The organism is Enterobacter sp. J49, from assembly GCF_002148625.1.
Classification (GTDB): domain Bacteria; phylum Pseudomonadota; class Gammaproteobacteria; order Enterobacterales; family Enterobacteriaceae; genus Enterobacter; species Enterobacter ludwigii.
Map to the genome: position 1 here is coordinate 21,085 of NZ_MWPY01000023.1, position 12,980 is coordinate 34,064.

Genomic DNA, 12,980 nt, shown 5'->3' on the forward strand with positions numbered 1-12,980 from the left:
GGTTAAGTTTGCCTGTAAGTCTTAGGCCATTAAATGCCGAAGAAATTAAGTAATTGATTTACAACGAATGAAGCAACAACACACAGCCCAAAACTTCACAAGCAATAAAACTTTATGAATTTATAAATATTGTGAAGTTGGCAGCATATTTCCCGGGAAGGTTGTGATGATATAGTGTCGTCTTCATTTTTAAGGACAACAGAGAGCGATGAGTCAGTCAGAATTTGAAAAAGAGCTGCCTAATGGCATCGGTCTGGCACCTTACCTGCGTATGAAACAGGAAGGGATGACCGACAACGAGAGCCGTATCGTCGACTGGCTGCTTCAGCCAGGTAACCTGAGCGGTGCGCCGGCAATTAAAGATGTTGCCGAAACACTGCTGGTCTCGGAAGCGATGATCGTCAAAGTGGCCAAGCTGCTCGGGTTTAGCGGTTTTCGTACTCTGCGCGCAGCGCTTGTGGACTACTTCTCTCAATCCGAGCAGGTGCTCCCCGCTGAACTCGCCTTTGATGAAGCACCACAGGATGTGGTTAATAAAGTGTTCAACATTACGCTTCGCACCATTATGGAAGGCCAGTCGATTGTTAATGTGGATGAAATTCATCGCGCAGCACGTTTCTTCGCTCAGGCTAACCAGCGCGATCTGTACGGCGTCGGCGGCTCTAACGCCATTTGTGCCGACATCCAGCACAAGTTTTTACGTATCGGCGTGCGCTGCCAGTCCTATCAGGACGCCCATATCATGATGATGTCAGCATCGCTGCTGAAAGAGGGAGACGTAGTGCTGGTGGTAACACACTCAGGACGCACCAGCGATGTGAAAGCTGCAGTAGAGTTAGCGAAAAAGAACGGTGCGAAGATTATCTGCATTACCCATAGCTATCATTCGCCCATTGCCAAACTCGCTGATTATATTATTTGCTCGCCAGCACCAGAGACCCCTTTATTAGGGCGCAACGCCTCCGCGCGTATATTACAACTCACACTATTAGATGCTTTATTTGTATCCGTTGCACAACAGAATATTCAACAGGCCACACTCAACATGCAAAAAACCGGTGCTATTGTGGATTTCTTCTCCCCTGGTGCCCTGAAGTAACGATAAAAGGTTGATCCCGTACTAGCGGGATCAACAAAATATACCCTACATTGAGAACACTGCTATGAATAAATATCTGAAATATTTCAGCGGCGCCGCTATGGGCTTAATGTTATCTACCAGCGCATTTGCTGCCGCAGAATATGCAGTAGTATTAAAAACATTGAACAATCCATTCTGGGTGGATATGAAGAAAGGGGTCGAAGATGAAGCAAAAACCCTGGGGGTAAGTGTTGATATTTTTGCTTCGCCGTCAGAGGGTGATTTTCAGTCTCAACTGCAGCTTTTTGAAGACTTGAGTAATAAGAAATACAAAGGCATTGCCTTTGCCCCACTCTCCTCGGTCAACCTGGTGATGCCCGTGTCACGCGCCTGGCAGAAAGGCATTTTTCTGGTCAACCTCGATGAAAAAATCGATATGGATAACCTGAAAAAAGCCGGCGGTAACGTTGAAGGTTTTGTCACGACGGATAACGTAGCCGTTGGGGCAAAAGGGGCAGGCTTTATCATTGATAAACTCGGTGTGCAGGGCGGTGAAGTCGCGATTATTGAAGGGAAAGCCGGAAATGCATCGGGAGAGGCACGCCGCAATGGCGCTACAGAAACCTTTAAAAAAGCAAGTCAAATCAAGCTCGTTGCCAGCCAACCCGCCGACTGGGATCGCATTAAAGCCCTGGATGTCGCCACCAACGTTTTGCAACGCAACCCGAATTTGAAAGCCTTCTACTGTGCAAACGATACCATGGCAATGGGCGTGGCACAGGCGGTGGCAAACGCCGGTAAAACAGGAAAAGTACTGGTCGTTGGCACGGATGGCATTCCTGAAGCACGTAAGATGGTCGATGCCGGACAAATGACCGCCACCGTCGCGCAGAACCCAGCGGATATTGGTGCTACGGGCCTGAAGTTGATGGTGGATGCGGCGAAAACCGGCAACGTGATCCCACTAGAAAAAACGCCTGAATTCAAACTGGTTGATTCGGTTCTGGTGACGAAATAACTGATATCCGGTGCGGTCAGATGCCCACACCCCAACTCTCTCCCACAGGATGAGAGGGAAAACATAAGGAGTAAACATGGTCACGCCATATATCTCAATGGCGGGGATCGGCAAATCCTTTGGTCCGGTTCACGCATTAACGTCGGTTGATTTAACTATTTATCCCCACGAGATTCATGCGTTATTAGGGGAGAATGGCGCCGGTAAATCAACCTTAATGAAAGTATTGTCGGGAATACATGAACCGACCAAAGGAACTATTACTATCAACGAGGTAAATTACGACAAGCTCGATCATAAACTGGCAGCACAGTTGGGCATTGGCATAATTTACCAGGAACTTAGCGTTATCGATGAATTAACCGTTCTGGAGAATTTATATATTGGCCGTCATCTGACGAAAAAAGTCTGTGGCGTCAATATAATCGACTGGAAAGAGATGCGTATTCGCGGCGCAATGATGCTTTTACGCGTGGGATTGAAAGTCGATTTAGATGAAAAGGTGGCGAATTTATCCATCAGCCACAAGCAAATGCTGGAAATTGCAAAAACATTAATGCTCAACGCTAAAGCGATCATTATGGATGAGCCCACATCGTCTTTAACCAATAAAGAGGTGGATTATCTTTTCCTGATCATGAATCAATTACGTAAAGAGGGTACAGCAATTGTGTATATCTCGCATAAGCTCGCAGAAATCCGCCGCATTTGCGACCGCTTTACCGTGATGAAAGATGGAAGCAGCGTCTGCACGGGCATGGTGAGTGATGTCACAAACGACGATATTGTGCGCCTGATGGTGGGTCGCGAGTTGCAAAACCGCTTTAACGCGATGAAAGAAAGTACCGGCAATCTCGAACGCGATACCGTGTTCGAAGTGAAAAACGTCACCAGCCGGGACAAGAAAAAAGTACGTGATATCTCGTTCAGCGTGAACCGCGGTGAAATCTTTGGCTTTGCAGGACTCGTCGGCTCAGGCCGCACCGAGCTGATGGACTGCCTCTTCGGGGTGGATAAACGCGCTAGCGGTGAAATCCGTCTCAACGGTAAAACCATCTCCCCACACTCGCCGTTAGATGCGTTGAAAAAAGGGATGGCCTACATCACTGAAAGCCGTCGGGAAAACGGCTTCTTCCCCAACTTCTCTATTGCTCAGAACATGGCGGTCAGCCAAAGCCTGAAAAATGGCGGCTACAAAGGCGCCATGGGCCTGTTTCGCGAACATGAAGAGCGCAAAACTGCTGAAACGCAGCGCCAGCTGCTGGCGTTAAAGTGCCATAGCGTGGAGCAAAACATCACTGAGCTCTCCGGCGGAAACCAGCAGAAGGTGCTGATTTCCAAATGGCTGTGCTGCAACCCGGACGTCATCATTTTTGATGAACCTACCCGCGGCATCGACGTCGGCGCAAAGGCCGAAATCTACAAGGTGATGCGCCAGTTAGCTGACGAGGGCAAGGTCATCCTGATGGTGTCATCCGAGCTACCTGAAATTATCGCCGTCTGCGACCGCATCGCCGTGTTCTGCGAAGGGCGACTGACGCAAATCCTGACCAATCGCGACGACATGGGCGAAGAGGAGATTATGGCATGGGCATTACCACAAGAGTGAAACGCGATATGGACGAAAAAAAACCGTTTAATTTCGCGCTGTTCTGGGACAAGTACGGCACCTTTTTCATCCTCGCGATCATCGTTGCCATCTTTGGCACGCTGTCGTCGGAATACTTCCTGACCACCAATAACATCACTCAAATTTTTGTCCAGAGTTCGGTGACGGTGCTGATCGGGATGGGCGAGTTCTTTGCCATTCTGGTGGCAGGTATCGATCTGTCCGTCGGGGCGATTCTGGCGCTGTCCGGGATGGTGACCGCCAAGCTCATGCTGGCCGGCGTCGACCCGTTCCTGGCAGCGCTCATTGGCGGCGTGCTGGTTGGCGGTGCGTTAGGCGCGATCAACGGCTGTCTGGTCAACTGGACCGGGCTGCATCCGTTCATTATCACCCTGGGCACTAACGCCATTTTTCGCGGCATTACGCTGGTGATTTCGGATGCCAACTCGGTATACGGCTTCTCGTTCGACTTTGTAAACTTCTTTTCCGCCAATGTCTTAGGTGTTCCCGTGCCGGTAATCTTCTCGCTGGTAGTGGCGGTGATCCTCTGGTTCCTCACCACCCGTATGCGGCTGGGACGCAACATCTACGCGCTGGGCGGTAACAAGAACTCGGCGTTCTACTCCGGTATTGACGTGAAGTTTCATATCCTGGTGGTTTTCATTATCTCCGGTGTGTGTGCAGGGCTGGCAGGCGTGGTGTCAACGGCACGACTGGGGGCAGCAGAGCCGCTGGCTGGGATGGGCTTTGAAACCTACGCCATTGCCAGCGCCATTATCGGCGGAACCAGCTTCTTTGGCGGTAAAGGGCGCATCTTCTCTGTCGTGATTGGGGGGCTCATCATCGGCACCATCAATAACGGACTCAATATTTTACAAGTACAAACCTACTACCAGCTGGTGGTGATGGGCGGGTTGATTATCGCCGCTGTCGCCCTCGATAGATTGATCAGTAAGTAAGGAATTGACGATGAAAATTTCCCCCTCCCTGATGTGTATGGACCTGCTGAAATTCAAAGAGCAGATCGAATTCATAGACCAGCACGCGGACTACTTCCATATCGACATCATGGACGGTCACTTTGTGCCCAATTTGACGCTGTCACCGTTCTTTGTCAGCCAGGTGAAGAAGCTCGCCACCAAACCGCTGGACTGCCATCTGATGGTGACACGCCCCCAGGACTACATTAGTCAACTGGCACAGGCCGGAGCGGATTTCATCACCCTGCATCCGGAAACGATTAACGGTCAGGCCTTCCGTCTGATTGACGAAATTCGCCGTCATGGCATGAGAGTCGGTCTGATCCTCAACCCTGAAACGCCCGTTGAAGCGATGAAATATTACATTCACAAGGCGGACAAAATTACGGTCATGACCGTCGATCCTGGCTTTGCCGGGCAGCCTTTCATTCCGGAAATGCTCGAAAAAATTGCCGAGCTGAAAGCCTGGCGCGAACGTGAAGGGCTGCGCTATGAGATTGAGATCGATGGCTCCTGCAATCAGTCCACCTACAAAAAACTGATGGCCGCCGGGGCTGATGTCTTTATCGTCGGGACGTCAGGACTGTTCAACCACGCAGAGAATATCGACGACGCATGGCAACTGATGGCCGGACAGATTCTGTCGGCAAAGAACGAGGCCCTTCCTCATGCAAAAACAGCCTGATGTCGTCGCCGGAGTGGATATGGGCGCTACCCATATCCGTTTTTGCCTGCTTACAGCCGACGGGGCCGTGCTGCACTGTGAAAAACACCGTACAGCAGACATTATCCGTTCAGGCGTCATGTGCGGCGTCGCAGAAATGATCGTTGCAAGGCTTCGTCACTATCAGGTTCGCTGTCGGGGTCTGGTGATGGGTTTTCCTGCACTGGTCGGCAAAGACAAACGCACCATTATCTCGACACCAAACCTGCCATTACAGGCAACAGACCGACGGGACCTGGCGGGCAAACTGGCGGACGCGCTGGGATGCCCGGTCGAATTCTACCGTGACGTTAACCTCCAGCTCTCTTTTGATGTTATGCAGCACAACTTGCAGCATCAGCAGGTTCTGGCAGCCTATCTCGGTACCGGCATGGGGTTCGCCATCTGGCTGAACGGCGCGCCCTGGACAGGTGCACACGGGGTCGCGGGCGAGCTTGGACATATTCCGCAGGGCGATATGTCACGCCATTGCGGTTGTGGTAACACAGGATGTCTGGAAACCGTCTGTTCCGGTATTGCCCTGAAACAGTGGTATGAACAACAGCCCCGTGATTACGCGATTGGCGAGATTTTTACCTCAGCGTGTCATGACCCCTTTGTCATACAGCTCTTAAATCATGCAGCCCGAGCCATTGCCACCAGCGTAAATCTCTTCGACCCGGATGCGGTGATCCTCGGCGGCGGCGTGATGGATATGGTCGATTTTCCACGCGACGCGCTGATTGCCAGAATTAAACAGCATCTGCGCCGTCCGCTGCCGTATGAGGCAGTCCGTTTCATTACAGCATCATCGTCATCCTTTAACGGTGCTCAGGGGGCGGCGACCCTGGCTCTCAGCCAGTTCCTGTCATCACCTTGCGCAACGCCTGCGCCAGCTGAACACGGGTAAAAGGCTTACGCAGTAACGCCACGTCCGGCAGTTGCGGGTTATGCGTCGGACGCAGATCCTGGCCGCTGATCAGCAACACCGGAAGCTGCGGATAATGGCTGCGCACATGGTTGATCACCTCGGCACCGCTGAGGTTGCCGGGCAGCATTAAATCGCTAATAAACATGCCAATATCCGGTGACACGTCCAGCATCTTCAGGGCCTGTTCGCCGTTGTCCGCTTCAAGCGTCAGATAGCCCAGCTGATGCAGCTGCTCGCACAGGGTCTGGCGGACATCGGCTTCATCTTCCAGCATCAGTACCAGGCGTTCATTTTCAACGGCAGCCGCGGCGGCCTGGGTTTCATCAGCAGAACTAACAGGCAGCGTCGAGCGTGGCAGATGCAGCCGCACGGTGGTCCCCTGCCCCGGCGCGCTTTCAATCTCCACGCGCCCACCGGACTGGCGTACAAAACCGTAGACCATCGACAGGCCTAATCCGCTACCGCTTCCGGTTTGCTTGGTCGTAAAGAACGGTTCGAAGACCCGGGATTTGACCTCCTGCGACATTCCACTTCCCCGGTCAATAACCTCCAGCGCCACCATATCCTGTCTGCGTCCGTCACTGCGGGTCACGCGCTGATTCCACGTGCGGATCTTAATAACCCCCGTCTGTCCCTCCATCGCATCACGGGCGTTCATCACCAGGTTAATAATGGCGTTTTCCAGCTGGCTAACGTCTATCCACGCCGGCCACGCCGGTGATTGCGCTTCAATTTCCAGCGTCAGGGTGGCCGGCAGCGAGTGGTACATCAACTCCCGCAGGTTCTCGAGCAGCGGTTTCATCTCTACCGCGTGCGGGGTCAGGGATTGCTTGCGGGAAAACGCCAGCAGGCGCTGGGTCAGCACCGCACCACGCTCGGCGGCCTTGAGTGCCCGGGTGATACGCGGGGCGTCCTGTGAGTCAGGATCGGTGAGTTCCAGACTGCCAATGATCACCGCCAGCAGGTTGTTAAAGTCATGCGCCAGACCGCCCGTCAGCTGCCCGACGGCCTTCATCTTCTGGCTGTGCACCAACGCCTCTTCCAGCCCCTGACGCTCGATGCGGTCGATCTCCATCTGCGTGGTTTTTTCTTTCAGCAGGCGGGTGGTGTGGACAAGCGAGGCGGTGTTGCGGGCAAAAACGTTAAACGCTCGAGCCAGCTCACCCAGCTCATCACGACGCTGCAGCCCGGGGACGGAAACATCCTGCTCGCCGTGAGCAAGGCGCGACATCGCCCGGGAGATGGCCGTCAGGTTGGAGGCCAGATTACGGTAGATATACCAACAGGCGCACCCGGTGATGATCAGCGCCAGCACGGCGAACACACTGATAAATACGCTGATGGAGCGCAGCTCCTGGTGACTCTGGGCAGTGCGCAGCCGGGAGGCCTGCGCCACCTGTTCAACGTACTGATTGATGTCGCTGTTTAATATCGCCACCAGCGCCTTGATGTGGAACATATACCAGCTGATCGCCAGATCGCTCTCCTCCAGCTGCGTCGAGAGCGGAACAAGCTTGTGAAGCTCGGCATTAAAATCGGGCAGGATAGCGTTCACCACGGGCTGCGTCACGCTCCGGGGCAGCGTTGCCGTCACGGCATCCAGCTGTTGAACCGTGGCGCGCGGCGAGGGCGTTTCAATAGCGGCGATGATTAGTCTGTCCATTTCCATAAGCTGTTGCGCATCCGGGACGTTGCTGGCGTAACGGCGGTTGATGTCCTGCAGATGGCGCAAATAGCTCTGGCTTTGATAGAGCGCGCTGAGAAGCGCATTACGCTCCAGATGACGCCGCTGCCCGCGCTCCAGCATGCCCGTCACGCTCTGCTGTAACTCATTACTTCTCTGAATAATTCGCGCCACCAGCGCGGGCTCCTGTTGCGCCAGTGGCGCATCGGCAAGCTGTTCCAGCGAGTGACGCAGCGCCATCTGCGTCTGCTTCAGGCGCTCGGCTTCGCCCTTGTATTCCAGCGCGCCTACAACTTGCGAGAGCCGCACCGCCGCCGTTGCCACATTGGCGGTATCGCGGGCGAGGTTCATGCTGCCGGTCATGTCATCCAGCGTCTGCTGCTGCACCTGTTCCTGGATCTGGCTGGCATGACGAAAGCCGAGCACCGCCACGCCGCTGACCATCAGCGTCACCGCCACCACCAGCAGATTAAAAATCAGCAGGCGACCACGGGCGCTGGCAAAGAAGGGCGGACGGTGTGATGGCATACGGTAAGCTCCGGTGGAATGTGATGCCCTCACCCTGGCCCTCTCCTGCTGAGAGGGAAAAAGCGGGGAATTGTGATGTAAGTTAACTATTCATAACTATGACAAATATGAACGGCTTCTGACATTTTGCATTTACCAACCTGTGATGAAGTGCGGATATCGACATTCAAGGAGATCCGCCATGAGCAGAACCCCGGTACTGGAGATGCGCAACATTGCCAAAACGTTTGGCCATTTCCACGCGCTCAAGGGTGTGGATTTGACGGTGTACCCCGGTGAGATCCACGCGCTGATGGGGGAAAACGGCGCAGGAAAGAGTACCCTGATGAAGATCCTCGCGGGGGCCTATACCGCCACCAGCGGCGAGATCCTGATTGACGGACAGCCGTTTCACATCAAAGGGCCAAAGGATGCGCTGGCCGCGGGTATCACCCTCATTTATCAGGAGATGCAGCTTGCCCCCAATCTGACCGTCGCTGAAAACATTTTCCTGGGCAGCGAGCTGTCGCGCGCCGGGCTGGTGCAGCGCAAAGAGATGGCCGCGCAGGCGCAGGCGGTGATTGACCGTCTGGGCGCGCACTTCAAGGCGACCGACCTGGTAATGAGGCTGACCATCGCCGAGCAGCAGCAGGTTGAAATTGCCCGCGCGCTGCACCGTAACAGCCGCATTCTGGTGATGGATGAACCCACCGCCGCCCTCTCCTCACGTGAAACCCATCGCCTGTTCGAGCTGATACTGCGCCTGCGAGAGGAAGGAATGGCGATTATCTATATCAGCCACCGCATGGCGGAAGTGTATGAACTCTCCGATCGCGTCAGCGTTCTGCGTGACGGGCAGTACGTCGGTAGCCTGACGCGCGACAAACTGAACGCCTCTGAGCTGGTGAAGATGATGGTCGGCCGTCCGCTAAGCGATCTGTTTAACAAAGAGCGCGATATCCCACTCGGCAGCCCGCGTCTTAACGTGCATCACCTTACCGACGGCAAAAAAGTGCTCCCCTGCAGTCTGCAGGTGCGGTCCGGAGAAATTGTCGGGCTGGCAGGTCTGGTGGGCGCCGGACGTTCCGAACTGGCGCAGCTGATCTTCGGCGCGCGCAAAGCCACGGGCGGCATGATTGAGGTCGACGGCGAACCGGTGGTGATCCACTCCCCGCGTGCCGCCATCGACAACGGGATCGGTTTTCTCACCGAGAACCGCAAAGAACAAGGGCTGTTCCTCGAGCTGGCCGCACAGGAGAACATCACCATGGCGACGCTGGAGCGCGACGCCACCTTCGGCATGCTGAACCGCAAAAAAGCGCAGACCATTTCTGACGATGCGATCGCCCTGCTTAACATCCGCGTGCCGCATTCACAGGTCCGCGCGGGTGGCCTGTCCGGGGGCAATCAGCAAAAGCTGCTTATCTCCCGCTGGGTGGCCATCGGCCCACGCATTCTGATTCTGGACGAACCGACGCGCGGCGTCGACGTCGGGGCGAAAAGTGAAATCTACCGCATCATGAACCAGATGGCGCGCAAGGGCGTGGCGATCCTGATGATCTCCAGCGAGCTGCCGGAAATCGTCGGCATGAGCGACCGCGTCTATGTCATGCGTGAAGGCAGCATTGCAGGTGAACTTCACGGAGCAGAAATTTCTCAGGAAAACATCATGACGCTGGCGACCGGCGTGAACGACTCTCATCATCAGGCGGTGCAACTATGACAAATTCAACCCATCCGCAGCAGGTGGCGAAGTCCGCCTCTGCCAAAAAAATGCTGATGAGCGATCTGATGCAGACGGTCGGCATTTTGCCCATCTTGATCCTGATTGTGGCGGTATTTGGTTTTATCGCGCCTAACTTCTTTACCGAAAGTAATCTGCTCAATATCACCCGCCAGGCGTCGATCAACATCGTGCTGGCCGCAGGGATGACCTTCATCATTCTGACCGGCGGGATCGACCTCTCCGTCGGCTCCATTCTGGGCACCACGGCCGTGGCGGCGATGGTGGTGTCGTTAATACCTGAGTTCGCCATGCTTTCTATTCCGGCAGCGCTCATGCTCGGCCTGGTGCTGGGTTTGTTCAACGGCGCGCTGGTGGCTTTTGCCGGGCTGCCGCCGTTTATCGTGACGCTCGGTACCTATACGGCCCTGCGCGGTGCGGCTTATTTGCTGGCGGACGGTACGACCGTCATTAACTCCAACATTAACTTTGAGTGGATCGGCAATAACTACCTTGGACCCATTCCGTGGCTGGTGGTGATCGCGCTGGCGGTCATTGTGCTGTGCTGGTTTATTCTGCGCCGCACCACGCTTGGCGTTCACATTTATGCGGTTGGCGGCAACATGCAGGCGGCGCGTCTGACAGGCATTAAGGTCTGGCTGGTGCTGTTGTTTGTGTACGGCATGAGCGGGCTGCTCTCGGGCCTGGGCGGCGTGATGAGTGCCTCGCGTCTCTACAGCGCCAACGGCAACCTGGGCATGGGCTACGAGCTGGATGCGATTGCGGCGGTGATCCTCGGCGGCACCAGCTTTGTCGGCGGGATCGGCACGATCACCGGCACGCTGGTGGGGGCGCTGATCATCGCCACGCTTAACAACGGCATGACGCTGATGGGCGTCTCCTACTTCTGGCAACTGGTGATCAAAGGGGCGGTGATCATCATAGCGGTGCTGATCGACAAATACCGTACCCGACACCATCAAAGTGCATAACAACAATACCCTACAAGCGAGGAAGAGAAGATGCGTTTGAAACCGTTAGTGACCGCGCTCTGTGCTGGCGCGCTGCTTGCCGCAACGCCGTTTGCGCAGGCGAAAGATCTGAAGTCCATCGGCGTGACGGTGGGCGACCTGGCCAACCCATTCTTCGTGCAGATCACCAAAGGTGCCGAGCTGGAAGCGCGCAAACTGGCGGGGGATAACGTCAAAGTGACGCTGGTTTCCAGCGGTTACGATCTCGGCCAGCAGGTAGCGCAGATCGACAACTTTATTGCGGCCAAAGTGGACATGATCATCCTTAACGCCGCGGATTCCAAAGGGATCGGCCCGGCGGTTAAACGCGCGAAAGAGGCCGGGATCGTGGTTGTCGCGGTTGACGTCGCGGCGGAAGGGGCGGATGCCACCATCACCTCCGATAACACCCAGGCGGGGGAAATGGCCTGTAAATACATTACTGACCGCCTGAAAGGCAAAGGCAACGTGGTCATCATCAACGGGCCGCCAGTGTCCGCGGTGCAAAACCGCGTCGAAGGCTGCCAGACCGAGTTCAAAAAACATCCGGATATCAAGGTGCTCTCTGATAACCAGAACGCCAAAGGTAGCCGTGAAGGCGGTCTGGAAGTGATGACCTCACTGCTGGCGGCCAATCCGAAGATCGACGGCGTGTTCGCGATTAACGATCCGACGGCGATCGGTGCCGATCTGGCGGCAAAACAGGCCCAACGCAATGAATTCTTTATCGTTGGCGTAGACGGCAGCCCGGACGGCGAGGAAGCGCTTAAGCGTGAGAACTCCCTGTTTGTCGCGACGCCAGCTCAGGATCCGCAGGTAATGGCGGCAAAAGCGGTTGAGATCGGCTATGACATTCTGCAGGGCAAACCTGCGCCTAAAGAGCCTGTGCTGATCCCGGTGACGATGATCGATAAAAAGAACGTCGGATCCTATAAGGGGTGGACAGTGAAGTGATGTAGTACGGTTTGATGCCCTCACCCTGATCTTCTCTTCGCGGGAGAGTTGGGGTGAGGCCTGACATAGCGTCCAGGGGGCCCCATGAAACGCTCCGAAATCAATGAAATCCTTGGCCACACGCGGCAGTTCTTCTCCATGCACGACGTGCATCTCCCTCCCTTTGCCAGTTTTCCGCCGACGAAATGGCAGCAGCTTGATCCGGCAGCCTGGCAGGAAGTGTTTGATCTCAGGCTTGGCTGGGACGTAACGGCATTCGGCGGCGACCATTTTGCCGCACAGGGGCTAACGCTCTTTACCCTGCGCAATGGCTCACCGAACGGCGTGCCCTATGAAAAGTGCTATGCCGAAAAAATCATGCACGTCCGGGATGGTCAGGTGACGCCCATGCATTTTCACTGGCGTAAACGGGAAGACATCATCAACCGTGGCGGCGGAAACCTGATCGTCGAGTTATGGAATGCCGGCGCACATCAAGAACCTGAAAATACCGACGTGACCGTTACCCTCGACGGCTGTCTGCAGACCCACGCGCCCGGCAGTCAGTTACGCCTGCAACCCGGGGACAGCATCTGCCTCACCCCCGGCCTGTACCACAGTTTCTGGGGCGAACGCGGTTTTGGCGACGTACTGGTGGGAGAAGTGTCATCGGTGAATGACGATGAACACGATAACCATTTTTTACAGCCCATTGCCCGCTATAACAATATCGAAGAAGACGAACCGGCGGTGCTGGTGTTGTGCAACGAGTACAACCTGTTTCGGAAATAAGGAGTAAAT

At 55.0% G+C, this 12,980-nt stretch carries 11 protein-coding genes; 10 read left to right on the forward strand and 1 reads right to left on the reverse strand.

Going from position 1 to position 12,980, the window contains the following annotated elements; translation table 11 throughout:
- The first annotated feature begins 208 nt into the window (after window positions 1-208).
- The 6 genes from alsR (at window position 209) to alsK (ending at window position 6,301) form a co-directional block, all read left to right on the forward strand.
- Complete coding sequence (gene alsR, locus BJP35_RS04985; protein ID WP_014168252.1) at window positions 209-1,099, forward strand: D-allose utilization transcriptional regulator AlsR; 891 nt, start codon at window positions 209-211, stop codon at window positions 1,097-1,099.
- Between the two features lie 64 nt (window positions 1,100-1,163).
- Entirely contained in the window at window positions 1,164-2,099 is a 936-nt protein-coding gene (gene alsB / locus BJP35_RS04990) for a D-allose transporter substrate-binding protein (RefSeq protein WP_032681900.1), read from the forward strand.
- 76 nt (window positions 2,100-2,175) lie between these two features.
- Complete coding sequence (gene alsA, locus BJP35_RS04995) at window positions 2,176-3,708, forward strand: D-allose ABC transporter ATP-binding protein AlsA (protein WP_014168250.1); 1,533 nt, start codon at window positions 2,176-2,178, stop codon at window positions 3,706-3,708.
- Window positions 3,687-4,667, forward strand: coding sequence for a D-allose ABC transporter permease (gene alsC, locus BJP35_RS05000; protein WP_086462938.1), 981 nt, complete (start codon window positions 3,687-3,689; stop codon window positions 4,665-4,667). Before alsA ends, alsC begins: the two co-directional genes overlap by 22 nt.
- A gap of 10 nt (window positions 4,668-4,677) precedes the next feature.
- Entirely contained in the window at window positions 4,678-5,373 is a 696-nt protein-coding gene (gene alsE / locus BJP35_RS05005; RefSeq protein WP_020882821.1) for a D-allulose 6-phosphate 3-epimerase, read from the forward strand.
- Window positions 5,357-6,301 carry an allose kinase gene (alsK, locus tag BJP35_RS05010; RefSeq protein WP_086462939.1) on the forward strand — a complete coding sequence of 315 codons (945 nt, stop codon included), beginning with the start codon at window positions 5,357-5,359 and terminating at the stop codon, window positions 6,299-6,301. The genes alsE and alsK overlap by 17 nt, the downstream gene beginning before the upstream one ends.
- Here the strand turns inward: alsK and BJP35_RS05015 are convergent.
- Window positions 6,246-8,534, reverse strand: coding sequence for an ATP-binding protein (locus BJP35_RS05015; protein ID WP_086462940.1), 2,289 nt, complete (start codon window positions 8,532-8,534; stop codon window positions 6,246-6,248). The two genes, alsK and BJP35_RS05015, sit on opposite strands and share 56 nt — an antisense overlap.
- A 181-nt stretch (window positions 8,535-8,715) precedes the next feature.
- Between BJP35_RS05015 and BJP35_RS05020 the strand changes: the two genes are divergently transcribed.
- The 4 genes from BJP35_RS05020 (at window position 8,716) to BJP35_RS05035 (ending at window position 12,971) form a co-directional block, all read left to right on the forward strand.
- Window positions 8,716-10,236 (forward strand): sugar ABC transporter ATP-binding protein, encoded by a 1,521-nt coding sequence (locus BJP35_RS05020; RefSeq protein ID WP_020882824.1) that lies wholly within the window; start codon window positions 8,716-8,718, stop codon window positions 10,234-10,236.
- The gene (locus BJP35_RS05025) at window positions 10,233-11,228 is read left to right on the forward strand and encodes a ribose ABC transporter permease (protein ID WP_014168244.1); all 996 of its coding nucleotides are present in this window, start codon (window positions 10,233-10,235) and stop codon (window positions 11,226-11,228) included. Before BJP35_RS05020 ends, BJP35_RS05025 begins: the two co-directional genes overlap by 4 nt.
- 30 nt (window positions 11,229-11,258) lie before the next feature.
- Window positions 11,259-12,200 (forward strand): ABC transporter substrate-binding protein, encoded by a 942-nt coding sequence (locus tag BJP35_RS05030; protein ID WP_014168243.1) that lies wholly within the window; start codon window positions 11,259-11,261, stop codon window positions 12,198-12,200.
- An 84-nt stretch (window positions 12,201-12,284) separates the two neighbouring features.
- Window positions 12,285-12,971, forward strand: coding sequence for a D-lyxose/D-mannose family sugar isomerase (locus BJP35_RS05035; RefSeq protein WP_014168242.1), 687 nt, complete (start codon window positions 12,285-12,287; stop codon window positions 12,969-12,971).
- Window positions 12,972-12,980: the final 9 nt, after the last annotated feature.

Excerpts from the sequence above, each read along its gene's own strand:
- alsR (WP_014168252.1), top strand. The coding sequence starts at position 209 with ATGAGTCAGTCAGAATTTGAAAAAGAGCTGCCTAATGGCATCGGTCTG.
- alsB (WP_032681900.1), top strand. The coding sequence starts at position 1,164 with ATGAATAAATATCTGAAATATTTCAGCGGCGCCGCTATGGGCTTAATG.
- alsA (WP_014168250.1), top strand. The coding sequence starts at position 2,176 with ATGGTCACGCCATATATCTCAATGGCGGGGATCGGCAAATCCTTTGGT.
- alsC (WP_086462938.1), top strand. The coding sequence starts at position 3,687 with ATGGGCATTACCACAAGAGTGAAACGCGATATGGACGAAAAAAAACCG.
- alsE (WP_020882821.1), top strand. The coding sequence starts at position 4,678 with ATGAAAATTTCCCCCTCCCTGATGTGTATGGACCTGCTGAAATTCAAA.
- alsK (WP_086462939.1), top strand. The coding sequence starts at position 5,357 with ATGCAAAAACAGCCTGATGTCGTCGCCGGAGTGGATATGGGCGCTACC.
- BJP35_RS05015 (WP_086462940.1), bottom strand. The coding sequence starts at position 8,534 with ATGCCATCACACCGTCCGCCCTTCTTTGCCAGCGCCCGTGGTCGCCTG.
- BJP35_RS05020 (WP_020882824.1), top strand. The coding sequence starts at position 8,716 with ATGAGCAGAACCCCGGTACTGGAGATGCGCAACATTGCCAAAACGTTT.
- BJP35_RS05025 (WP_014168244.1), top strand. The coding sequence starts at position 10,233 with ATGACAAATTCAACCCATCCGCAGCAGGTGGCGAAGTCCGCCTCTGCC.
- BJP35_RS05030 (WP_014168243.1), top strand. The coding sequence starts at position 11,259 with ATGCGTTTGAAACCGTTAGTGACCGCGCTCTGTGCTGGCGCGCTGCTT.
- BJP35_RS05035 (WP_014168242.1), top strand. The coding sequence starts at position 12,285 with ATGAAACGCTCCGAAATCAATGAAATCCTTGGCCACACGCGGCAGTTC.